Source organism: Kitasatospora sp. DSM 101779, assembly GCF_025655475.1.
GTDB lineage: Bacteria > Actinomycetota > Actinomycetes > Streptomycetales > Streptomycetaceae > Kitasatospora.
This window is the reverse complement of the sequence record NZ_JAHTIK010000001.1, coordinates 1,103,397-1,127,377: the sequence shown is the minus strand read 5'-3', so window position 1 is coordinate 1,127,377 and position 23,981 is coordinate 1,103,397. Positions and strand designations below refer to the sequence as shown.

The window sequence follows — 23,981 nt, the reverse complement described above, 5'->3', positions numbered from 1 at the left end:
CACACTGACGGTCTCGTTCCGCGCGCCCCGACGGGCCTGCGTTGCGCGAGTGCACCCCGGGGGGTATGCGGGACCGATCGGTCAGCCGGCCGGCGAGCCGGAGGGCGGGGCGGGTCCGTCGCCGGCTGCGCTCCAGGCGGCCCGTCGGGCCGTCTCCGTCAGCTCGTCCGGGTCGGCGGCTGCGTCGCGGGGTTCGTCGGGCCACTGCTCGACGGCCGCCGCGGCCCAGTCGGCCCAGTCGGCGACCAGCCGGTAGTAGTCCGTGAGGAAGCGGCCGACCAGCAGCGTCTGTGCGGCCCGCTCGGGGAAGGGGCCCTCTCCGGCGGCGTAGGCACGGGCGGCGGCGAGGTTGTCCCGGTTGCGTTCGACGGCCCAGGCCCGGGCCGCGCGCAGGGTGGCCAGGGTGTCGGCGGTGCTGCCGGAGTCGGCGAAGAAGACCTTCAGCAGCTGTTCCGATTCCAGGACCGGGCCGACGCCGGGCTCGCCGAGCCAGGCGGCGAGTGCGTCGTGGCCCGCGGGGGTGATGGCGTAGACGGTGCGCGGGCGCCGGCCCACGGAGCCCTGCTCGGCCCGGGCCAGCCCGTACCGGACCAGCTTCTTCGGCTCCTCGTAGATCTTGCTCTGGGCCCGTGGCCAGATCCGGCCCAGGCTGCGGTCCATCTGGCGGGCGAGTTCGTAGGTGCTCCACGGTCGGACCGCGAGCAGTCCGAGGACGGCGTAGGAGGTCGTGGTGAGCGAGGGTTCCCTTGACATCGCGACCTCTCGGGGTTAGACCGGAATCGTCCCATTGGGAGTATAGGGCGGTGGTCGAGATGACCGGGACGCTGCAGGTCGACCCGTCGAACGCCGAGCAGGCCCGGGCCTGGGACGGCGACGAGGGCGCCTACTGGGCCGAGCACGCGGACCGCTTCGACCGCTCGCTGCGCGGCTACCGGGGCCGCCTCCTGGAGGCCGCGGCCGTCCGCCCGGCCGACCGTGTGCTCGACGTCGGGTGCGGGGCCGGCGAGATCACCTGCGAGGTCGCCCGCCGGGCCCCGGAGGGCCGGGTGCTCGGCGTGGACCTGTCCGCGGCGATGCTGCGCGTCGCCCGGCGCCGGGCGGCGGAGCAAGGGCTCGCCAACGTCGGGTTCGAGCAGGCGGACGCCCAGATCCGTTCCTTCCCGCCCCGGGAGTTCGACCTCGCCGTCAGCCGGACCGGAACGATGTTCTTCGCCGATCACGCCGTCGCGTTCCGCACCGTCGCCCGCGCCGTGCGGCCGGGCGGACGGTTCGTACAACTGGTCTGGCAGCCGCCCCCGCTCAACGAGTGGTTCCTCGCCCTGACGACGGCGATGGCGGCGGGCCGGGACCTGCCGGCACCACCCCCCGACGGCCCCGGCCCCTTCTCGCTGTCCGATCCCGACCGGGTGCGCCGCCTGCTCACCGGAGCCGGATTCACCGAACCGCGCGTCGAACCGCTCACCGCCCCCATGCACTTCGGGTCCGACGCCGACGACGCCCACCGGTTCGTCAGCGGGCTGCTCGGCTGGATGCTGGCCGACCTCGACGACTCCGGCCGCGCCCGCGCGCTGGCCGACCTGCGGACGACCCTCCGCGCCCACGAGACGTCCGACGGCGTGCTGTACCCCTCGGCCACCTGGCTGATCACCGCGACACGGGCCTGAAGCCCCGGCGCCGTCCGCGCCCGTCCGGGAGCGGCGTTCGTGAAACGTAAGGTCGTGCACCGCCGCCCGGCCCGGCTCCCGCTCCTACAGTGGCGGCACATCGACCGGGAAGGACGAATCGCGTGACGGACATTCAGGAGCGGCCCACGGCCGAGATCGGTGTGATCGGCGGCTCCGGACTCTACGAACTGCTGGCGGACGTGACCGAGGTGAGGGTGGCCACACCCTACGGCGAACCGAGCGACGTGCTGGCGGTGGGCGAGGTGGCGGGCCGCCGGGTCGCCTTCCTGCCGCGGCACGGCCGGGGGCACCGGCTGCCGCCGCACCGCATCGACTACCGGGCGAACCTGTGGGCCCTGCACTCGCTCGGCGTGCGGCAGGTGCTCGGCCCGTGCGCCGTCGGCGGACTGCGGCCCGAGCTCGGCCCCGGGACGCTGCTGGTGCCGGACCAGTTCGTGGACCGCACCTCCGGCCGGGCGCAGACCTACTACGACGGGCGGCCGCTGCCGGACGGCTCGGTGCCGGAGGTGGTGCACGTGTCCGCGGCGGACCCGTACTGCCCGCACGGGCGACGCTCCGCCCTGGCGGCGGCGGCCGGTTCGGCCTGGGAAGCGGTGGACGGCGGAACGATGGTGGTGATCGAGGGCCCGCGCTTCTCCACCCGGGCCGAGTCCCGCTGGTTCACCGCCAACGGCTGGTCGGTGGTCGGCATGACCGGCCACCCCGAGGCGGTCCTCGCGCGCGAACTCGGCCTCTGCTACACCTCGATCGCCCTGGTGACCGACCTCGACGCGGGCGTGGAGAGCGGTGAGGGCGTCACCCACACCGAGGTGCTCGCGGAGTTCGCACGGAACGTGGAGCGGCTGCGGACGGTGCTCTTCAAGGCAATCGAGCTGCTGCCGGTCGAGCGCGCGTGCCCGTGCGCCCGCGCGCTCGACGGCCTCACGACCGGTCTTCCCGGGGTGCCGGGCGCCTGACCGGGCGGGTCCTGCGCCGCCACCGCCGCACCAGCCCGACGCCCAGGGCGACCACGGCGGTGGCGGCCAGCACCACCAGCCAGTTGCGCAGGTAGGGCAGCGGCAGCAGCGAGGGATTGCCGTGGTCGTCCCCGGCCCGCAGCACGGCCGGCAGGCCGACCGCCGTGACCGCGGCCGTGACGGTCAGCCAGCCGCGCAGCACCGGGCCGCGGGCCAGGTACGCACCGACGAGGCAGAGCAGCGGCACCCACAGGGCGTCGTGCAGCAGCAGACCGCCGACCGCCCACACCAGGACGTCCACCGGTGCCGTGATGTAGGTGTCGTTCAGCAGCCCGTACGTGCCGAAGCCGATCAGTGCCAGACCGGCGGCGAGGACGGTGCCGCGGAGCAGGGCGGCCATCAGACCACCTCGATCCGGGCGACCCACTTCGTCTGCAGCACGCCCGGCCGGTTCGGTGCGACGATCCGCGCGGGGAAGCCGTGGTCCGGATTCAGGGTGGCGCCGTTGACGCGCAGCGCCAGGAGCGTGAACGGGTCGCGGGCGTACTGCGCCGGCATCTCCATGACGCGGTAGGGGCCGTCGGCCTCCAGCGAGGTGACGCGGACGGCGGAGCCGGCGGGCGCGCCGGCCCGGGCGAGCAGGTCCGCGACCCGGACCCCGCCCCAGCGCGCGCTCGCGCTCCAGCCCTCCACACAGGCGATCGGCAGCACGGCCTCGGACTGGGGGAGCCGGCCCAGCTCGGCGAGGCCGATCCGGTAGGGCCGCGGGCCGACGACCTCCAACTGCCAGTCGGCGGGGACGACCAGGGTGCCGGCCTGGGCCGCGGTGCGGTTGACCGGCAGACCCTGGCTGCCGATGTCCGGGCGGCGCGGCGCCAGCAGGTCGAGGCGCCGCAGCCAGGGCACGCTCTGCCCGGCCGTGGTCAGGGTGACCAGCCCGGTGGCCGCGGTCACCGAGGCGAGGAAGGCGCGCCGGCCCGGCAGCGGCACCCGGGGCCGGCGCCAGTTCCGGGCGATCAGCGGGGCCTTGACGGCGACGTGGACCAGCAGGCCCCCGGTCGCCAGCCAGCCCAGCCAGAAGTGGGTCTGCCGGAAGGGGAACGGCCACGGGTACCACTGCAGCGTGTTGAGGAGCCCGGTGAACAGCTCCAGCAGCACCGCGGCGACCAGGACGGCGATGCCCAGCCGTTCCAGTGCGTGGAGCACGCTGCGTGCCGGCGGCCACTCGAAGAGCCGTGGGTAGACCGCCCAGAGCTTCGCCCCGGCGAGCGGGATCGCGGCGATGCCGCTGATCACGTGCAGGCCCTGGGTGACGCGGTAGCCGTTCACCGGGCGTGCCGGCAGCAGACCGGACAGCCAGGTCGGCGGGGACTGGAGCAGATGGCTGCCGAGCCCGGTCAGGAAGCAGACCAGCAGCGCCGCGCCGAGCCAGCGGCCGAGGACGACCGTGGTCCGCGGCTCGTGCAGCGGGGACCGGAACGCGTCCGGCCGGAAGGGGCCGCGGCGCAGGAACGCGGGCGGCGGCGGCAGGGCGGGGTCGAATCGGCGGGGGCCGCCGGAGGGCTTGGATTCCACCCCTTCATCGAAGCGCTCCGGGGCGCCCGGAAGGAGGTGCGACGTGCTTACGGAATCCGAACGGCGGCCTCGCCGCGGCCGGCGCGCGGGCACCGGCTGGCAGGGTGGGCCCGTGACGACCCGGACCCGCCTGCCCTGTGTGCTCGCCCTCGCCGCCCTGGTGGCGGCCCTGGCCCTGACCGTGACCGTCGGCGGAACGCTGGGCGACCGCACGGCGCTCTACGCCTGGTACGCGCTCGACGCGGCGCTGTTCGCGCTCGCCCTGGTGCTGCTGCGGCGGGTGCCGGCCCGTCAGGCGGCGCCGCTGGTCCTGGCGGGAAGCGTCCTCGTCGCCGCGGTCGGGCTGCTGGCACCGCCGCGCACCAGCGACGACGCGTACCGGTACGTGTGGGACGGGCGGGTGCAGGCGGCCGGGATCTCGCCCTACGTGCACGCGCCGGACGATCCGGCGCTGGCCGGGCTGCGCGACGGCGACCTGTTCCCCGTGGCGGACGGCTGCCGGGGCTGGGACGAGCGGCGGACGGCGGCCGGGGACTGCACCAGGATCAACCGGCCCGCCGTGCACACCATCTACCCGCCGGTCGCCGAGGCGTGGTTCCTCGCGGTGCACCCGTTCGGTGGCGGAGTGCGCGGGGTGCAGGGGGCAGGGGCGCTGCTGGCGGTCGCCACCACCGGTGTGCTGCTGACCGCCGGACGGGGGAGCCGCCGGGCCGCGCTGTGGGGGTGGTGCCCCGGGATCACCGTGTGGGCGGTGAACGACGCGCACGTCGACACGCTCGGTGCCCTGCTGATGGTCGCGGGACTGGGCCGGGTCGCCCGCCGGCGTCCGCTGAGCGGCGGCCTGCTGACCGGCGCGGCGGTCGCCGCCAAGCTACTGCCGGCGCTCGCCCTGCCGGGCACGCTGTCCGGGCTGCTGTCCGGCCGCCCGGCCAGGAGGGACTTCCTCCTCGCTGGCGCCGCCGCCGGGGCCTTCGCCGTGGCGTACCTGCCGTACCTGGCCCTCTCGGGCACGGCGGTCCTGGGCTACCTGCCCGGGTACCTGCAGGAGGAGGGGTACGGGCAGGAGCACCTCGGCCGGTTCGGGCCGGTGCGCCTGGTCCTGCCGGACGGCTGGGCGCCCTGGGCGGCGGGAGCGGTCCTGGCGGGAGTGGTGCTGTGGGTGCTGCGGCGCGGCGACCCCCGGCGCCCGTGGAGCGGCGCCCTGCTGGTGACCGGGACGGCGCTGCTGCTCGTCGCGCCCGCGTACCCCTGGTACGGACTGCTCGTCGTCGCACTGGTGGCGCTCGACGGCCGCCGGGAGTGGCTCGCGGTGCCGGCCGCCGGCCAGGTGCTCTACCTGGCCGGCGGCGAGACGGTCCAGCAGGCCGCCTACGGCGCGGCCCTGCTGTGCGTGCTCACGGTGGCGCTGTGGCGACGTCTCCGCCGGCGGGCCGTGGTGCGCAAGAGGGCCGACGCGTCGCGGGCCGGGGGGACGGCGGTGCCCGAACGGGCTTGAGCCGCCCCGGCGGGCCCCCGGTCCGACCGCCCCTCAGGGCCGGCCGGCGTTCGGGGCCCGGTGCAGGGCGAGGAAGCGGCGTCCCTGCGAGGTCCAGCGTTCCGCCTCGGCCAGTCCGGCCCGGCGGGCGCGACGGACGGTCGCGGCGGTGCCGAGCCGTGCCCAGGTGAACGGCGGTCCCAGCCGGCCGTCGGGGCCCTCGACCCGGACGGTCGTCCGCTCGTCGACGTCCTCGGGTTCGACCTCGACCAGCAGGGTGCCGCCGGGGGAGAGGAGTTCGGCGCTGCGGCGGAGCACGGCATCGGGGTCCCCGCCGATGCCCAGGTTGCCGTCGGCGAGCAGGACACCACCCCAACGGCCCTCGCCGGGCAGCCGGTCGAAGAGGGAGCGGCGGAGCGCGAGCCCTCCGATGCGGCGGGTCCGGGCCACGGCGGCGGCGGTGATGTCGACCCCGAGCGTGGGCACGCCGAGGGCGAGCAGGGCGGCCACCAGTCGGCCCGGCCCGCAGCCGACGTCCAGAACCGGTGCGGAGAGCCGGGCGCAGCGCAGCAGCAGGTCGTGGTCGGCCCCGGCGGCGGGCCCGCACCAGCGTTCGATGTCCAGGGCGATGCGGCTGCCCTCCGGGCGGCGCAGCCACAGCGGGCCGCGTCCGGTCCGCACGGCCTGGCTGAACGGGTCGTCCACCCACGGGACGGCGGGGGCGGTCATGCGGTCGCCTCCGGGGCCGGGGTGAGCGAGCGCAGGCAGGCGGCGAACCGGCCGGCGGGTGCCTCGGCGGCGGCCAGCCGGACGTCCTGGTGGGTGTCCACGTCGGTCATGGGCGGTAGGTGCCGGACCGTCAGACCGGTGGCGGACAGCCGTTCGAGCAGCGCCGGACCCGTCTCCCCGGTCGACATGGGGACGCCGAGCAGCAGGTGTCGGGCCAGCCCCGCGCTGGGGCGGGCCAGCCCGAGCGCCCAGAAGCCGCCGTCGGTGGCGGGCCCGTACCAGGCGTCGACACCGGCGCGCTCGACGGCGGACAGCGGGGCGGACAGGGTGTCGGCCCGCAGGTGCGGGGTGTCCATGCCGACGAGCAGCGCGGGAGCGTCCGGGGCCAGCCGTTCGGCGTGTGCGAAGGCGTCGGCCAGGCGTGCGTCCAGGCCTCCGCCGTCCTGCGGCACCACCTCCCAGCCCGGCGGCAGCCAGTCACCGGGCCGGCCGTCGAGCACGACCACGCGGCGGCCCGCCGGGACGGCGGAGAGCGTGTGCAGGGTGTCGGCGAGGGCGGCCTCGGCCAGCGCGGCGGCCTGCTCGGGCGTCCAGGGCGGCGTGAGCCGGGTCTTCACACGTCCGGGTACCGGCTCCTTGGCGATGACCAGCAGGGTCGGCGGGGGAGCGGCCAGGACCGCCCGCATGTCGTGCACGGCCCGGACGGTACCGCGGACGGTGCCGGTGACCTTGGAGCGGCCCGCCCGGGGCAGGTAGTCCACCGGCGTCTCGGTGATCCGCATGCCGGCCGCGGCGGCGGTGAGCACCATCTCCAGCGGGTAGCCCGAGCGCCGGTCGCCGAGACCCAGGGCGAGCAGCCGTTCCCGGCGGGCGGCCCGCATCGGGCCGAGGTCGTGCAGCGTGGCGCCGGTGCGGGACCGCAGACGGCCGGCGAGCACGGCGTTCGCCAGCCGGGCGTGCACCGGCCAGGCCCGCGGGGAGGTCGGGCGGCGGCGGCCCAGGACCAGGTCCGCCGTGCCCGACAGGACCGGGCCGGTGACCCGGGGGAGTTGGGCGGGGTCGAGCGAGCCGTCGCAGTCCATGAAGCAGACGAGGTCGGCGGTGGCGCTCAGCAGCCCGGTGTGGCAGGCGGCGCCGAAGCCGCGCCGGGGCTCGCTCACGACCGTCGCGCCGAGCTCACGGGCCAGCTCGGCGGAGCCGTCGCGGGAGCCGTTGTCGACGACGATCGCCCGCCAGCCGGCCGGGATCCGGCCGAGCACCCACGGCAGGGCGGCGGCCTCGTCGAGGCAGGGGAGGACGACGTCGACGTCCGTCGGGAAGGAAGGGGGAGGGGTCACACGGGCCACGCTAACCGCGGCCGGTGGGCCGGCGCCGCACTCCACGCCTTACGGAATTCCGACGTCGTCCGACGGGTGGGCGCCGCCCCGTCCGGGGTGCTCACACCCGCTGCGGGGCGGCCGCGAACTCCACCATGCCGTCCACGAAGGGGACTTCGGGCCGCCAGCCGAGCTCCCTGCGGATCCGGGACGAGTCCGCGGTGATGTGCCGGACGTCGCCCAGGCGGTACTGGCCCGTCACCACCGGTTCGGGGCCGCCGCAGGCGGCCGACAGCGCCCAGGCCATCTCGCCGACCGTACGGACGTCGCCGCTGCCGACGTTGTACGCCCGGGAGCCGCCCTCCGGGCAGGCGTCGATGCCCGCCAGGGCGGCGAGGTTGGCGGCCGCCACGTCCCCGACGTGGACGAAGTCGCGGCGCTGGCCCCCGTCCTCGAACACCCGTGGCGCCTCGCCCCGGGCGAGGGCCGAGCGGAACAGCGAGGCCACTCCGGCGTAGGGCGTGTCACGCGGCATCCCCGGCCCGTAGACGTTGTGGTACCGGAGGGCCGTGACCCGCCCGCCGCAGGCGCGGGACCACGCCGAGGCGAGGTGCTCCTGGGCGAGTTTGGTCGCGGCGTACACGTTGCGCGGGTCCGCCGGCGTGTCCTCCGCCACCGATCCGGGCCGCAGCGCCCGGCCGCACACCGGACACGGCGGTTCGAACCGCCCGGCGTCCAGGTCCTCCGGACGCCGCGCGGCGGGCGCGACGTCCCCGTGCACCGGGCAGGCGTACCGGCCCTCGCCGTACACCACCATGGAGCCGGCCAGCACCAGCCGCCGCACCCCGGCGCCGGCCATGGCGGACAGCAGGACCGCCGTGCCGAGGTCGTTGCAGCCCACGTAGTCCGGCGCGTCGCGGAGGTCGAGTCCGAGACCCACCATCGCCGCCTGGTGGCAGACCGCGTCCACCCCGGCCAGGGCCCGCTCCACCGTGTGCGCGTCGCGCACGTCCCCGTGCAGGAACTCGACGCCCTCCGGCAGGTCGGGCACGGCCTGCGGGGGATGGACGGCCTCCAGCAGGGCGTCCAGCACCCGCACCTCGTGGCCCGCCGCCACGGCCGAACGCACCACTGCCGAACCGATGAAGCCGGCACCGCCGGTGACGAGGATCCTCATGCCCTGCGACGCTACCGGCCGCACCGCGCATCGGGCCGGTGCCGGGCAGGGCGTCATGCTTCGGTAAGGCGACCGGACCCGTGTCGCGTCCCCGCCCCGACGACGCGGCCCGAGCCGGGCGGGCGGCGGCGGGATGCCGCCGCCCGCACGGCTCGGTCAGCTGTCGTCGTCGGGGTTCATCCGCCTGAACTGTGTGGCGAGGTCGTCGCCGATGGCGTCGCCCGCGCGCTTGCTGCCGGCGACCCGGGCGGGCGGCGTCATGGCCAGCGCCAGGGCCGCCTGCTCGTTGGCGCCGCGGCGGCCGCCCGCGGCCATGGCCGCGTAGTACGCCGTCAGGCCGTTGACGGCGGCTGCGGCGTCGCTCGGCCGCTGCGCGGTGGTCAGCTGGTCGAACCAGGTCTCCACCTGCCGGCGGACGGCGGGGTTGGCGGGGCGGCCGAACCGGTCGACGGTGAACTCGTGACGGTGGGCCTGCCAGGTCGAGGCCACCGCGTTTGCGCCGTCGTTCGGGAACGCCGTGGTGACCCCGCGGTCCCACGCCAGGACGCCTTGCAGGTACCGCTGTCCGGTCTGGTGGTCCACCGGGTTCAGCAGGGCCGATGCGCGCAGCCGGGCGAGGTTCTTGTCCGTGAAGGTCCGTCCGGCCACCTGGTCGACGGTCCCCGGCCCGACCGGGCCCAGCGTCTCCGCCATGGTCTGCCAGCTCCGGTAGGAGCGGACGAGCTTGTCGCCCCCGCCGTTGAACGGCGCCGCCCCGTCGAAGTGGCTCGCCACCAGTTCGTCGTGGCGGGGACCGCCGCGCAAGTCGAAGTCGAGCTCGCCGCTGGAGGTGGCGCTGCCGTGCTGCAGGCCGTCCACGAAGGTGGTGTGCGGCAGGCTCTGGTGCGCACTGACGAAGATCCGGACGAGGTCGCCGACCCTGGTCTCCCGTTCGTGCGGCGGGTACGTGTCCAGCCTGGCCAGCTCCCGGCGGGCGTGGTCGACCGCCTGCGACATCGGCCCCTCGACGTGGTCCTGCATCTCGTCGAACCGGTTGCCGAGCCAGCTCTCCAGCTCCTGGCGCGGCCTGCCCTCGAAGGAGAGCAGCGACTCCCGCATCAGCGACCAGGAGGCGGCGTGCGAGTACTGGTTGCTGCCGAACTGGGTGTCCGGGCGCGACTGCTCGCTGAGCACGATCCGCCCGATCCGCGACGGGTCGTTCGGGTGGGCGCCGATGTCCGCGACCAGCTCGGCCTTGAGCGGATAGCGGGAGAAGGCGGTCGTACCGTCCGGCAACTGCCCGGGTGGCTGCACCGTCACCGGCTGCAGACCGAGCTGGCGCTCGATGTCGGTGCGGTTGGCCGGCGTCATGTAGTCCGGGTACGCCCGGTGGAGACTGCGGATCAGGTGCTCCTTGGCCGTGACGACGTCCTTCTCGGAGAGCGAGGCGGTCTGCTTGATGTCCAGCAGGGTGCCCACGACCTCGTCGGTGCGCGGCGCCGGGCCCTCACCCCGCTGGAAGGCGCCGAGGCGGTCCAGCATCCCCGCCTCACCGTGCCCGACCGCCCGGCCGTCCGCGAACGAGGCGAAGGAGGTGATCTGGGAGAGCTCGATGTAGCCGGACACCAGGTCGCCGAGGTCGCGGTGCCACTCCTGGAGCGACTGCTGGCGGGACGGGTCCGAGGGCAGCTTGTCGAGCCGCGCGACGATGTCGTCCCAGCGTGCCTTGACCGCCGGGTAGTCCTTCTCCGCGGCGCCCTTGGGCTCCGGCGGGAACTTCTTGAACTCGGTGATGTCGTGCGTGAGTTCGGCCCACACCGACTCGGCGGACCGCCCGGCGAGACCGCTCGCCGCCCGCCGGGTCAGTGCCCACGGCACGGTGTGCGAGCGCTGGTCGGTGCCGAACCTGGTCATCGGCCGGTCGTTGGAGGGCAGCACCTCACTGAGGAAGACGTCCCGCCCGTGCGGCGAGGCGTGGTCGGTGCCGACGACCACGGTCTGCACGGCGACCGCCAGCGGCCGGCGCGAGGGCGCGGCGGACGGCGCCGGCGAGTCGACGTCCATCGCGGTGTGGTCCGTCGTGGTGTGGTCGGTCATCGGATGGTCGGTGGTGGTCGGCGGCGGGGGCGGCGGGACGTGATCGCCGTGCGACACCGGGCCGGTGCGGAAGGCGGGCGGCGGGGGCGGCGGCGGAGGCGCGTCCCCGGAGCCAGGGGCCCGGGTCTCCGACAGCCGGGAGCCGAACCCCTGCTGGGCGCCCTGCACGGTGCCGAAGCCGTCGACGTCCATCGGCTCCGGGGTGTGCTCGGTCCGGGGCCGGGAGAAGGTCGAGTAGGTGTCCATGAAGTTCGGGTCGTGCGGGCCCGAGATGTTGTTCTCGCGCGGGTCGGCGACGGACGCCCACACCGTCCAGTCGGAGCGGAAGTTCTCCGGCATCCCTCCGGTCGCGGGAGTGACCTTGCGGTCCGTCAGGTCGGCCCACCGCAGCCGCCCGTCGCGGTCGTGGACCAGCGCGACGGCGTGTCCCGCGCCCTCCTTGCCCGCGCCGAGCACGGTGGCGAAGCTGCCCGGCCCGCCGGCCTGCACCTTCTCCATCAGCTTCCGGACCGCGGCGTCGCCCTCACCGAACAGCGCCGGGCCGTCGTGCCGCTTCCACAGCGTGTTGCCCGGATTCGGCTCCACGTTCCCGTGCAGCGTCTGCCCGGAGACCCGGGGACGGCCGAAGTGGGTGTCCCGGTAGGCCTCCACGTTCTCCAGGCAGGCGTTCAGGTCGTTGCCGGGCCGGAAGCCCTCACCCGGGTGAACCGGCGCGGCATGCGGGTTCACCTTCCCGAGCAGCGAGGAACTCATCGGCGGATGCACCTTCGGCTCGCCACCGAGGTAGCTGATCAGGTCCTGCGTCAACGGGTGCCGGGCGCCCGCTGCCTGGTAGCCGCGGTCGTGCATCACCGCGTCGCTGTTCTCGTACGACGGTGTCCGCCGCCGCTTCGCCTCCCGTTCGTCGACGGGCCGGTCGTCCTCGTCCCGTCCGCGCTTGCGGCTGTTCGACTCGGTGCGCTCCTGCATCACGGTGTCGCCGTCCGCGTCCTGCCGGTGCGGGACGGCCGGGGCGGGCTCGTCGACGTCCATGGCACGGGACTGCCGGTGCTCGGACGCACCGGTGTCGTGGGTGGCGGCCGGCGGCCGGGCCGAGGGCAGCGAGCCGAAGCCCGGCGCGGGGTCGTGCTGGTGCTGTTCCTCGGCCAGCCTCTGCAACTGACCGGCGCTGTCACGCGACATGACGGACAGCCAGGAGCGGTCGTCCTGCGGCGCGAACTCGTCGAACAGCTGCCGCTGCAGTGCCTCCAGCTCGTGGAAGCGCGGGTTGGCGTGGCCCAGCGCGCTCATCCGGGCGGTGAAGAGCATCGACTCGCCCTGGGCGTGCTGCCGGTCGACGGCGGCCTGCTGCTGCAGTGCGGCCGCGCCGTCATGGACCTGCTGCATGGTGGTGCCGGGCTGTGTGAGCGCGCCGACGGCGTCGGCCTGGGCGACCAGCCGGCCCCGCAGGTCGCGGAGTTGTTCGAAGAGGTCGTTGCGGGCCGTGCGGAACTTCGGGTCGGTGGCCGGCGGGAGCTTGCTCTGCAGCTTGTTCGCCAGGTCGTCGAACCGCTCCACCTGCTCCTTGGCGTTGATGTGGTACGGGCCGACCGTCATCTGCACCCGGTCCGCCTCGCTGGGCGGGTCGAGCCTGAACGGGCGGGTGGTCTGCCTGCCGATGTGCGGGTTGCCCTGCTCCTGCACCGACTCCTGGCTGGTGACGTGCCAGCCGTCGGGGCCGTGGTGCAGGACGTTGGTGACCTCGAAGGTGAACGGGTGCGGCGAGCGGTACTCGTCGGGGCCGAACCAGTCGGTGACGGTCTTGTCCGCCCGGAACTCGGCGCCGCCGACCAGGTTGTTCTTCGCCGAGTACGACTGGAAGTGCCACAGCCGGAAGGTGTCGGTGTGCGGGTTCACGTCGGTGGCGACGAACGCGCAGCCGTTCATGCCGCCGGTGACCACCAGCGCGTCGCCCGGCCGCGCCGGGTCCGGGTGCAACGGCACCTCGACGTGCCCGATGGTGTGGTCGGCGCCCGCCGTCCCGGACTTGTACGGGGCGTACAGCGCGGTGACGTAGTGGTGGTCGGGCATCGGATCGGGCAGACGGACGCCGGCCGGGGGCCGGAACTCCTCGCTGTGCTGGGCGTACTTCTCCCACGCCGGGGTCAGCACGAAGGCGTCCTTGTCGGGCGTGCTGCGGGCGGGGTCGCGCACGAGGGCGAACCAGTGCCGGTCACTGCCCTCGAACTTGGCGAGGAAGGAGTTGACCTGGTGCTGCTGCAGCCCCTCGGTGCGGAGCCTCAGCCCGGAGCCGAAGTCCACCCCGAGCGGGGTGTCCCGCAGGAAGCTCCCCGGGTCGTGCATGATCCCGTACTCGGGGGTGCCCACCGGCGGGAGCAGCGGCTCCACGGGCGGTACCTGCTGGTCGTCGTGCGGCTGCTGGTCGGCGTCCTCGTGGTGCTGATGCGGGTCGGCCTCGTGCTGCGGCTGCCCGTGCTGCTGGCCCTGGTGCTCCGGCGCGCCGTCGTGTCCGGCCGCCGGCTGGTGCGGAGTCCCGGACCCGGCGGCCTGGGCGTGGCTTCCGTTCGGCGGCGGGGGCGGGGAGGGCAGCGAGCCGAAGCCCCGGGTGCCGGTGCTCTGGTGGCCGCCCCCGACGGGGTGCGCGACCGGCGGCGGGGGCGGCGGCGTCGGCACCGCGTCCGTCGCGCGGCGCTTGGCCGGCGGCGCGTCGGGCATCAGCATGTCGTCGTCCGGGTCGACCCGGCGCTTCTCCGGCCGGACGGTCTGCTGCGAGGCCATCGGGTGGTCCTGGCTCTGCGACAGCATCGGCACGTCGTGGCTCTGCGAGGGCATCGGCGTGTCGTGGTCCTGCGACGCGGTGGGCGTGTCGTGGTCGGCCATCACCACGTCGGTGTCCCGGCTCGCCGGGGGCTGGGGCGTGGCGGGGGGCGGAGTGGTCCCGATCTCGTGGCCCTCGGCGCCCGGCCGGGCGTCCCGGGCCGGGTCGTGCAGTCCCTCGGAGCCGACCACCGGGTTCGCCGACTGGCCGGGCTGGCGGGTGAAGTCACCGGACGAGGAGACCGGGGTCTTCCCGCCCGCGTGGGTCAGCATGCCGTGCTCGTCGGCGATGTTGACCGCGCTGGCGCTCGGCTTCTGGCCCGGCTGGTGGAGGTCCACCATGTCGGCCTCGGTCTTCGGGGCCATCAGGTCGCGCAGACCGCGCGGGGCCAGACCGGTGTCCTCCAGCGTGCGCAGGCCGCGCAGCAGGTCCAGGGTGTGCGGCGAGTAGAGCGCCTCGGGCGGCAGGTCGCCCTTGGCCACGGCGGTCAGCACGTCCTGGTCCCGGATCACGTGCGGGTCGAGGAAGTTCTGGATCCACTTGTTGGTCAGCTCGTCGCCGAAGCGCAGGTTGGACGCGCTGTTGGACAGCCCCGCGGTGATCTCCTCGATCAGCTTCGGCACGTCCTCGATCTTGGCCTGCACGGCCCGGTCGAACAGGCCGGCGGGGTGGTTCTCCCCCGCGCCCGCCCGGGGGAAGGCGCCTCCGTACTGCTCGCCCACCGTCCTGATGTCGGCGTCCGCCTTGGGCAGCAGCTTCGCGGCGGCCGACTTGATCGCGGCCGGGGTGCCGCCGGGCTTGAGGGTCTCCCCCGCCTCGTCGAGACGGTGCTGCACCTCGTCCCGGCGCAGCTGCTCGCGCTCGTTCGGCAGCTTGTCGGCGAACGCCTCCAGCTGCTCGGGCCGCACCGCGTTGGGATCGTTGCGCAGGTCGTGCGCCAGGCTCTTCAGGTCCTGGCGGTCCTGGCCGAGGCGGTCGTACGCGCCCGCCAGGTCGTCGAGCCGGTCGGCGAGCCTCTCGTGCGCCGGCGAGCCGCCCGGGCCGCCGGGCGGCTCGGCGGCCGCCTGCCGCGCCGCCGCGACCGTGTCGTCCAGGTGGCGCGGCCCGGTGACGCCGTGGACCACTCCGAGATCCTCGACGGCCTGCTCGCGCACCCTGGTGTGGACGGCCGCGAGGGCATCCTTCATCTCCGCCAGGTGCTGCGGTGAGGGATCGTCGGAGAACTTCGCCACGGTGTCCGCGTACCGGTCGAACTCCGCCTTGGCCGGGCCGTCCAGGCCGGACCGGTTCAGCTGGTTCTGCAGCTCCTGCTTGGCCGCGCCCGCGCTCGCCGGATCGTCCATCTTCGCCGGGCTGAAGGCCGGCGCGAGCTTGTCGTTGCCGTAGGCGGCGCGCAGGTCGACGTCCTTGGCGGTGTAGCCGAGGTCGCGCCAGGTCAGCGCGGCGTGCTCCACGCCGCCCTTGGCGTCGAGCCGCTTGGCGGCCCGCTTCCCGTCCTTGTCGTAGACCCGGTGCTGGTCGGGCGCCATGGTGTCGGCGAAGTCGGAGAAGGTCTTCGACGCCTCCACCCGGTGCTGCTCGTCGCCGAACGACCTCGCCTTGAACACGGCGGCCGTCACGTACTTGTGCACCATGTAGTCGGCCACCACGTGGTTGCGGTTGACCACCGCGGCACCGAGCTTGACGTCGCCGTCCACCATCCGGCGAACGGTCTTCTCGGCGTGCGGCTCGCCCGCCATCACCCCGTGGTCCGAGTAGCCGAACGCGGCGCGGTAGGCACCGTCGGTCAGCTCGTGCTCGGCGCCCTTCTTCGGCTTGGGCGGCGTCGGCCCGTAGTTCCCGGCGAGCGCGTCCTTGCGCGCCTGCAGGTCCTGCGCGAGCTCCTCCTCGCGGACCCTGAGGTCCTCGACCCGGCTCGCGAAGACGTTCCGGGTGGTCTTCGCGGCCGCCTCCGCCGCGGTCTCCTTGGTGGAGCCGGCGGCGGTCCGCTTGCTGGTCTCGTTCTGGTAGGCGGTCTCGGCGTCGTTGAGCCGCCGGTCGGCCTCCTGCCGGAGGTCGGCGACGGCCTTGCGCTGCTCCTCGATCCGCGCCATGGCGTCCTTGGCGATGCGCGGTTCCGCCTGCTGGCGGGCGTCCTGCAGCGCCTTCAACTCGGGCGTTCCGGGCTTGGGTTCGCCCTTGAGCCGGGCCAGCTCGTGCTCGTAGACGGCGAGCCGGTCCCGCTGCCCCTCCAGGTTCGCCCTCGCGGTCTCCAGGTTGTGCTTCTCGCCTGCCAGTTCGGCCTGGCGGTCCGGTGTCTGGTGGGCGATCTCGTCCAGTCGGCGGTTCACCGCGTCGAGCGACTCGGGGACGTTGCGGCGCAGCACGTCCACGTGCAACTGCTTCTGCTGCTGGTACGAGTGCAGGATCGCGTCGGTGTCGCCGTCGATCAGCGCGGACCGCTCGTACTTCTTCAGGCCGTCCTTGACCTTGTCGAACTCCGCGGAGTCCGGCAGGAAGTCCTTGATCGCCTCGAAGGTCTTCTCGCCGTCGATCTTGTGCGAGTAGCCGTCGCCAGCCGCGGGCTTGCTGCCGAAGCCCGGCGCCTTCGGCGGCGGCGGGGGCAGGTGGGAGGAACTCCCGCCGTGCTGGCCGGGGTTGCCCGCCGGCGTGGTCGGCGGCGGCGCGGTCGGCGGCTGGTGGGCCGGGGGGTTGCTCCGGTCGCCGTCGACCCGGTCCATGAAGTCCCGGAAGCCCTCGTACATCTGGTTCTCGGCCGTGGTGGCGTGCACCGGGTTGGCCGGGCCGGCGTGCACCGCGCCCGGGTCCTTGCCGTACAGCTTCTCCAGCAGCGGCAGCATGGCCGGCTCGTTCTGCCGCACCCAGTCCGCGCCGTTGTTGCGCGGCTGGCCGGTGTACGGGTCGGTGCCGTGGTTGGTGCCCAGGTACGCGTTGGTGACCTGCGCGAAGTACTCCTGTTCGTCGCGCGAGGAGTAGTTGTCGACCGGCTTCCCGCTGCTGTCGTGGCGCGGGCCGTCCGGCCAGGCGGCGTTCGGGTCGCCGTGCTTCTGGTTGAAGGTGTCGGTGATCAGCTTCTGGTCGTTCGCGTCCAGACCGTACCGGTGCACGGTGTGGGTGAACTCGTGGGTGGTGGTGGAGTACCCGTCCTCGTAGTGCCCGCCGTGCCCGATCGCGGTGTGCTCGCCGAGCAGGTTCTCCTCGGTGACCGCAGAGTGCCGTCCGCCCGAGCCGCGCATGTCGTCGTAGCCGCGGCCGGCGCCCGCCGAGGAGTTGTTGTGTACCCCGCGCAGGTTGTTCAGCTCCGGGACGTCCGGCATCCGCACGTCCTTCGGGACCACCACGACGTCGGCGCCGTTCTTCAGCAGCCGCGCGGCGGTCTCCGGGTCCTGGAGCATCCGGGCGATCTGCTGCTGCGCCTCCTGCCGCGCCGAGGGCGCGCGCTCCGCGCGCGGGTCGACGTGCACCATCAGCTCCGCCGCGGTCTTTGCGAACTCCTTCGGCGGCAGCCCGTTCTTCAGCGCGTCCACCGTCTGCGGGTCGCGGGCCAGCCAGCGCCGGTTCTCCGGGGTCAGGCCGGCCAGCTCCCGGGTCCGCTCCTGCGGCGACATGGACGGCAGGTCCTGCCGCAGCCGGTCGGCGCCGGGCGGCGGCGTCGCCACCGCCCGCTGTTCGCGACCGAGCTGGCCGACCGCGTCGCGCACCGGGGACTTGCCGGACAGCGCCTGCAGTTCGGCGTCGCGCGCCTGCTTCTGCCGGTCGAGGAACTGGTCGTGGGTGCTGGTCGACGGTGCGTTGTGCTGGCCGGTGGCGGGCGGGTTGGTGGGGCCGGCGGCGGGCGCGTTGGTGTGACCGGTCGTCGACGGCGCGGGGTGGCCGGTGGTCGACGGCGCGTTGTGGCCAGGGGCCGGCGATGTGTTCGGCGTCGTCGTGGCCGGGGTCTGGTGGCCGGGCTGCGAGGACCCGGCCGTGCTGTGCTGGGTAGGCGTGGCAGGCGGAGGCGGCGGGGTGGTGTCGCCCCCGAGGCTCCGGGTCGACTGCGACGGGCTGCCCCCGCCCTGGTGCGCCGCAGGCGGGGCCGGCGGCACCGGCGTGCTGTCGCCCCCGAGGCTCCGGGTCGACTGCGAGGAGCTGCCCCCGCCCTGGTGCGGCAGCGGCGGGGCGGGCGGGGCGCCGTTGCCGTGCTGGTTGGCCGCGTCCGCCGGGTCGCGCCCGGTCGTCGCAGGGTCGACGTAGCCGAGCCGCATGTTCCCGGAAGCGGTGCCGGCGGACGCGTCGTGCGGTGCGCCGTTCGGGTTCGACTGGCCGCTGTCGGTCAGCCGCACCCCCGGCACACCCAGCATCTCGGCCACACCGGGGATCCGGTGGTCGTTGCTGCTCGGGTGCTCCTGGACGTGCGCCTTGCCGGCGACCAGCACGTACTTGCCGGTCCCGCCGCCCTCCGTAATGGCGTGGTTCATGTAGGAGTTGAGCAGCCGCGCACGCTCCTGCATGGCATGCGGGACACCCTGCGGCGCCCGCGCCGGGTAGCCGTCCACCGCGTGGACCGTCACGCCCTCCTGCTTCGCCCGCACCACGGTGTCGTACAGGCCGTGGCCGGCCGGGGAGTTCCAGTCGCTGTCGTACGTGCGGAGCATCCGCTCCAGGTTCGGCGACATGGTGCCCCCGGGACGCTGGAAGGCGTCCAGGTGCTGCTGGAAGGCGTCGTCGCGGAGCGACTCGACGTAGATCCGGTCGACGCCCGCGGCCTTCAGGTCGTGCATGTTCTCGTTGAGGAACCGCCAGCTCGGCGACCCGCCGTGCGACTCGCCCAGCACGATGCCGTCGAAGCCGGGGTGGCCGTTGTGGCCGCCCAGCAGCCGGTTCACGCCGTCCATCGCGGACGTGGAGCCGGTCAGGTGGTCGTTCACCCGCTGCTCGCCGACCGGGCTCCACGTCTTCTCGGAGTCCTGGCGGGCCAGGCGCTCCAGCACGTTGCGGCGGAACTCCTGCTGCTGGAAGTGCTCCTGCGTACGGAAGTCCAGATTGCCCGCCGCCTCCAGAATTTTGTTGCCGTAGTACACCTGGGCCTCCGGACCGAGGTGGTTGCGCAGCGGGCCGGTGACCGCGTTCGCGGTGTCCTTGTGCAGGGCCTTGAAGGTCAACGGGTCGAGGTGCGTCTTGAGCGACTGCGAGTAGGGGCTGACCTTGACGTCCGGCCTGCCGCTCGGCGTCTGGACGCCCGAGTCGTGCCGCCCCCACGAGCTGTTCGGCAGGGTGTCCGCCGCCGTCCGCAGTTCGCCGGTCAGCTTGAAGTTGAACTTGTTGTCGCTCTTGTACTGGGCCAGTGCCGCCGGATCCGCCTTGGGCGGGTGGATCAGCGACGGGCCGGCCGGGTGCTGGTGCAGCTGCGCCAGCTCGTCCTGGTTCGGTGCCTCGTCGATCGGACGGATCCGGGAGTTCCCCGACGGCGGCGGGGGCGGCGGCGGGAGGTGCTCGTCGCCGGTCCGACCGGTGCGGGGAGCGGACGACGAGGACCCGTTCGGGTCGCCGAGGGTCCGCGGAGTCCCGCCCGCCTGGTGCTGCGGCGGCGGGGGCGGGGGCGGAACATGGGTGTCGGACGTCCGGCCCGCGCCCGGGCGGACGGTGCCGCCGCCACCGGGCTGCGAGGTCGGCTCCACCGGACGCTGCGACACCGCGTCGGTCGGAGCGTGGGCCGACGGCGTACGGGTGCCGCCGCCCGCCGTGTGGGCAGCGCCGCCACCCGGCACCGGACCGGGCATGAAGCCGCCCGCCACCGGCGGCGTGCCCGCCGGCTGCTGAACGGTGGAGGCGGCGGCGTCGGGACCGATCTGGTTCGGCACCGCCTCCGGCACCGGCGCCGGCCTGGTCGGGGTGTGACCGCCCGAGATCCGGGTACCGCCGTCGAGGTGCGTGTCGCCACCGGACGCGGCCGGGTGCGCGGCACCGCCGGGCAGGCCGGTGCCGTCCGGCGGGCTGGACGCCCGTGCCGGGGAGTCCGACTCGGGAGCCGGGGCACGGTGCGCGCCGCCACCCCCCGCGGCATGGCTCTGCGCCGGGACCGCGGCCGGAGCCGCCACATGCGGCACGGCCGCCGCCGGGCGCGCCGCGTCACCCTCGTGGACGGGGGTCGGGGTCTCGTGGACGGGCGTGGCCGCGGTGTGGACGGGCCCGGTGCCCGGCTGGGCGTGGGACGGGGTCTGCTGCGCGGGGGCGGGCGTCTCGTGGACAGGCGTCGCCGTGTCGTGGACGGGGCCGTTCGGCTGCTGCGTGTGCGCCGGTGTCTCGTGCACAGGTGTCTCGTGCGCGGGGGGCACGTGCGCAGGCGTCTCGTGCGCGGGGGGCACGTGCGCAGGCGTCTCGTGCACAGGCACGGAGGTGTCGCGGGTCGGGACGGGGGTCTCGTGCACAGGGGCTGCGGTCTGCTGCGTGTGCGTCGAGGTTTCGTGGACGGGGGTCGGTGTTTCGTGCGCGGGCACGGACGGCTCGCGGTTCGGCGCCGGGGCCTCGTGGACCTGGGCGGTCGTCGGCCGGTCGGCGGCAGGCACCCGGTCGCCGGCGTGATCCGCGGTGGCGGGCCGGGACTCGTGCGCCGGGGCCGGGTCGGCCGGCACCGTGCGGCTCTCGGCCGTGGACGCGTGCGGCGACGGCTGGACGTCCTGACGGCCCTGCGGCTGTGCCTGCTCGTGGACCTGCCCGGGGGCCTGCTCGTGCGCGACCGGTGCGTGCTCGGTGCCCCGGCCAGCGGTCTCGGGGGCGCGCGGCGCGCTCTCGGAGACCTGGTGCAGGGGCTCTGCGGGACGCGGCGCCGGCTCGGCGGAGTCGCCACGGGCGGCGGCCGGGGCCGCAGCGGTCTCGGGCGCGGGGGTGTGCTCGGCCGCGGGCGCAGGACGGTCGGCCGCGTGGGGGGCCGGCTGCGTCGTCGCGGTGGTCTGGGTCGGCGCCGGGCGGTCGGAGGTGTGGACCGGCGTCTCGGCTGCCGGGGCACGCTCCGCGGAGGGCGCAGGACGGTCGGAGCCGAACGGGACCAGTCCGCGGGTACCGGAGGCCGGGGCGGGAGCGCTCTCGGCACGGCTCGCGCCGCCCTCGCCACCGCTGTGCGCCGTACCTGCCGATCCGCCTGTACCAGCCGAACTTCCCGAGCCGGTGGATCCGGCCGAACCGATGGTCGGACCGGTGTGCCCGCCGCCGGAACTGCCGGCCGAGCTGGTCGAGTTGGTCGAACCGGTGGAGCCCGTCGAACCGGGCGTCTCGTGCGAGCCGCCGCCGGACAGCCCCTCAGCCGACGGACCCCGGTAACTGGACGACCCGGAGTCCGGCTTGGAGAAGACCGGTGCGCCGCCCGCTCCGGCGGTGGTGCCGCTGCCGGCGCCCTCGGGGCCGGCGTGCGGGGTGGGGATCTTCGGCGGGCCGTTGAAGTGGCCCTTCACGGCGGCCGCGCCGCGGTGCAGGCCGACCGCGGCACCACCGCTCAGGCCGGAGCCGAGCAGGCTGCCGCCCTCGACGTGGCCGGTGGTGATGAGCTGGGTGGACACGTCGGCGCCCACACCCACGGCCGCGCCGTGCGCCATCCGGCCCGCGGTGGTCTCCATGACGCTGCTGAGGCCGAGCTTCGAACCGCCGGCGCTGAGGCCCTTGCCGATGAGGTGGCCGCTGGCACCGGCGACGGCGCCGCCGAGCGCGTTCTGGCCGAGCTCCTTCATGTCGATGTTCTTGCGGTGGCCCTCCGCCACCTCGATGCCCTGAGCGAGCAGGTTGATCGCGGCCATCTGTGCGGCCTGCTTCGCCGCGAACTGCAGCGTCTCCTTGAGCAGTTGCTTGAGGATCTGCTGGACGGCGGTGCGGCTGATGCCGACGAACACCGGGATCTCCGCCAGCGAGGCGCCCGCGGTGAACGGTGCCTCCGCCTCGGCGGTCGCGATCTCGAAGGCCAGGATGCCGAGTTGGGCGATGATCTGGATCTTCGCGGTCTCCGCGGAGTTGGCCATCGCCTCCAGCATGTCGCCCATGCCGTTGCAGGCCTGGACGAGTCCGGGGAAGTAGCCCGGGTCCTCCTCGGTGCCCTTGCCGGTGGTGAACTGCGACCAGTGCTTGGCCAGTGCGTCGGCTGCGGCGCCGCGCTGGCCGTCGAGCGCGCGCTTCACCGCCGAGTCTGCGGAGCGCCCGGCGTCCTCCAGGGTCTTGGCGCCGTCGCGCCAGCGCTCCGCCATGTCGCGGAGCATGTCTTCGTCGGCCTCCGGCCAGCGGGTGCCCGCCAGCAGGAGGAGCACCCACTGCAGGGGCTCGGGGAGTTCGACCGCCATCGGATCAGGCCCTTCGGGTGGTGGACGGGTGGGCCTGCGCGATGTTCCGCAAGGTGGCGCCCGGCGAGGTGACGTTGACGGGCGCGCTGTACGAACCGGCCTGGGGGACGGACACGTCCTCGGCGCCACCGCCCTGGAAGACGGAGGTGGTGCCCTCCTCGGCCGCCCGGTAGTTCTCGGCCATGGCCTTGAGGCCGTCCGCGACGTAGCGGACGGCGTCCGGCATGCCCTTCAGCCCCTTGAGCGTGTCGGTGCTGTACCTCAGGTAGCCCTTCTCGCCCTCCGCGAACTTCTTGCCGGACTCGTCGTTGCCCCACGGCGCCGTCGACTGGGTGTGGTCGAGGAAGGCGGAGAGGCCGGTGACGAGCTGGGCGAGCTGGTCCGCCGCCGCGAGCACCGGGCTGACCGCGGCACGGTACTGCTCCGGGTTCACTTCGAAGCCGCTGCCTGCGGATCCGCCGGACTGCGTCGCGGCACCGGTGGTCGGCGCCAGTCGCTTGACCTGGGCGTCGGTGGCGGTCCGGGGCGTCGCGGCGAGCGCAGTCGTCCGGGTCGGCGACGCCTCCACCGCATCGGACCGTAGCCGGGCGGTCGGCTCCGCCATCGGGACGCCGCGTTCCATGGGCTGGAGGCGCGCGGTCGGTTCGGCCAGCGGGATGCTCTCGGTGGGCTGGAGGCGGGCCGCGTGTTCCGCCATCGGGACGCCGCGTTCCATGGGCTGGAGGCGCGCGGTCGGTTCGGCCAGCGGGATGCTCTCCATGGGCTGCAGACGGGCGGTCGGCTCCGCCATCGGGACGCCGCGTTCCATCGGCTGGAGGCGCGCGGTCGGCTCCGCGACCTCCGACGCCTCGGTCGGCTGCAGTGCGACGTCCTGCTGGCGGGGGCTGATCACGGTTTCGCGCAGTGCGGCGTGAGCCTGTTCTGCGCCTGTCTGCTCATCCATGGTTCGTCCAGTTCGTGCTGGCCGTCCGCCCGCTCACGGGAGCGGGCGGACGACGGCGGGAGGGCTGCGGGGTGTGCGACGTTCCGTGCGGGGGCGGGTCGGTTACGAGGCCGCCGCTCCGCCCGGGGCGGCACCGTCCGCGCCGCCGGAGGTCGCGAGTCGGGCGAGTGCGGCCCGCAGGAACGGGCTGGGCACCTGGTAGCCGCCCTCCTCGCGGAGCGGGGCCCGCTCGGCGGGCTTGCCGGCGCCGTCCGTCCCCGACCCCGTGCCGGTGGTGGAGGCCGCCGGGTTGTCGTCGTCCGGGCGGCCGCGACGGGCAGCCGCGGACCGGGCGCGGTCGAGGTAGTCCTCGTCCGGCGAGGCGGAGGTGCCCGTGCCGGACGCGCTCTCGCCCCGGGTGCCGTGCGCCGACCGGTCGCCGCCGGCCGGCGCGGTCCCGCCCTCACCGCCACCGTTGGCGTTGCCCGTGCCGGTGGTGCCGTCGGCGGAGGAGTCGCTGCCGATACCGGCCAGGGCGGTCGCGCCGTCCGTGCCCGCCTCGGGGCCGAGCAGAGCGGTGGTCAGCTGGTTGAGCAGGGTGTTCTGTTCCGCCGGGGTTTCCCCGCCGGCGGCGGGCTGGGCGTGCGGGGCCGGGCCGTCGGTGCGGGCCGAGTCCAGCCACCTGCGCCGCATCCGCTCCCAGTGGCGGTCGCCCTCCTCGTGCCGGACGGCCTGGCCGGTGATGCCGCGATCGCCGAGCAGCATCTCGTCCTCGTCCTCCAGCCCCTCGCAGCCGAAGCGGGTGGGGCGGACGAAACGGTTGCCGCCGCGCTTCTCGCCGCGGCCGCCGGCGCCGCCCATGCCACCCGGGGCGTGGGCCCCGGCCATGCCGGCGGGGCCGGTGGTCCGGCCGGTGCCGGTGGCGCTGCCGGCCTCGCCGCGGCCGAACCCGG

The 23,981-nt window shown here is 74.9% G+C and carries 11 protein-coding genes and 2 pseudogenes; 3 read left to right on the top strand and 10 right to left on the bottom strand.

Annotation, left to right across the window (positions count from 1 at the left end; all coding sequences use genetic code 11):
* Nucleotides 1-81: 81 nt before the first annotated feature.
* Nucleotides 82-753, bottom strand: a complete 672-nt coding sequence (locus KSNIM_RS05245) for a PadR family transcriptional regulator (protein ID WP_263102045.1) — start codon at nt 751-753, stop codon at nt 82-84.
* 59 nt (nt 754-812) lie between these two features.
* On the opposite strand from KSNIM_RS05245, the gene KSNIM_RS05240 reads away from it, so the two are divergent.
* Both KSNIM_RS05240 and KSNIM_RS05235 read left to right on the top strand, forming a co-directional pair.
* Complete coding sequence (locus KSNIM_RS05240; RefSeq protein WP_263107837.1) at nt 813-1,664, top strand: class I SAM-dependent methyltransferase; 852 nt, start codon at nt 813-815, stop codon at nt 1,662-1,664.
* A gap of 122 nt (nt 1,665-1,786) precedes the next feature.
* The gene (locus tag KSNIM_RS05235) at nt 1,787-2,641 is read left to right on the top strand and encodes an S-methyl-5'-thioadenosine phosphorylase (protein ID WP_263102044.1); all 855 of its coding nucleotides are present in this window, start codon (nt 1,787-1,789) and stop codon (nt 2,639-2,641) included.
* On the opposite strand, the gene KSNIM_RS05230 is transcribed toward KSNIM_RS05235, so the two are convergent.
* Both KSNIM_RS05230 and KSNIM_RS05225 read right to left on the bottom strand, forming a co-directional pair.
* On the bottom strand, nt 2,607-3,041 hold the full coding sequence (locus KSNIM_RS05230; RefSeq protein ID WP_263102043.1) for a hypothetical protein: 435 nt from the start codon (nt 3,039-3,041) through the stop codon (nt 2,607-2,609). The two genes, KSNIM_RS05235 and KSNIM_RS05230, sit on opposite strands and share 35 nt — an antisense overlap.
* Nucleotides 3,041-4,216, bottom strand: a complete 1,176-nt coding sequence (locus tag KSNIM_RS05225; RefSeq protein ID WP_411543660.1) for a molybdopterin-dependent oxidoreductase — start codon at nt 4,214-4,216, stop codon at nt 3,041-3,043. The genes KSNIM_RS05230 and KSNIM_RS05225 overlap by 1 nt, the downstream gene beginning before the upstream one ends.
* A 112-nt stretch (nt 4,217-4,328) precedes the next feature.
* On the opposite strand from KSNIM_RS05225, the gene KSNIM_RS05220 reads away from it, so the two are divergent.
* Nucleotides 4,329-5,711, top strand: coding sequence for a glycosyltransferase 87 family protein (locus KSNIM_RS05220; protein WP_263102042.1), 1,383 nt, complete (start codon nt 4,329-4,331; stop codon nt 5,709-5,711).
* Between the two features lie 33 nt (nt 5,712-5,744).
* On the opposite strand, the gene KSNIM_RS05215 is transcribed toward KSNIM_RS05220, so the two are convergent.
* From KSNIM_RS05215 to KSNIM_RS05185, 7 genes and pseudogenes are all read right to left on the bottom strand, one after another.
* Complete coding sequence (locus tag KSNIM_RS05215; protein ID WP_263102041.1) at nt 5,745-6,419, bottom strand: class I SAM-dependent methyltransferase; 675 nt, start codon at nt 6,417-6,419, stop codon at nt 5,745-5,747.
* Complete coding sequence (locus KSNIM_RS05210; RefSeq protein WP_263107835.1) at nt 6,416-7,105, bottom strand: DUF2064 domain-containing protein; 690 nt, start codon at nt 7,103-7,105, stop codon at nt 6,416-6,418. Before KSNIM_RS05210 ends, KSNIM_RS05215 begins: the two co-directional genes overlap by 4 nt.
* Nucleotides 7,079-7,765: pseudogene (locus KSNIM_RS05205) on the bottom strand (glycosyltransferase family 2 protein); the annotation flags it as partial. The pseudogene KSNIM_RS05205 and the gene KSNIM_RS05210, both read right to left, overlap by 27 nt.
* Before the next feature lie 91 nt (nt 7,766-7,856).
* Nucleotides 7,857-8,912: an NAD-dependent epimerase/dehydratase family protein gene (locus tag KSNIM_RS05200; RefSeq protein ID WP_263102040.1), complete on the bottom strand. Its 1,056-nt coding sequence runs from the start codon at nt 8,910-8,912 to the stop codon at nt 7,857-7,859.
* Nucleotides 8,913-9,068: 156 nt separating this feature from the next.
* Complete coding sequence (locus KSNIM_RS05195) at nt 9,069-22,106, bottom strand: toxin glutamine deamidase domain-containing protein (protein WP_263102039.1); 13,038 nt, start codon at nt 22,104-22,106, stop codon at nt 9,069-9,071.
* 4 nt (nt 22,107-22,110) lie between these two features.
* Entirely contained in the window at nt 22,111-23,049 is a 939-nt protein-coding gene (locus KSNIM_RS05190) for a hypothetical protein (RefSeq protein ID WP_263102038.1), read from the bottom strand.
* 102 nt (nt 23,050-23,151) lie between these two features.
* Nucleotides 23,152-23,981: pseudogene (locus tag KSNIM_RS05185) on the bottom strand (hypothetical protein); the annotation flags it as partial.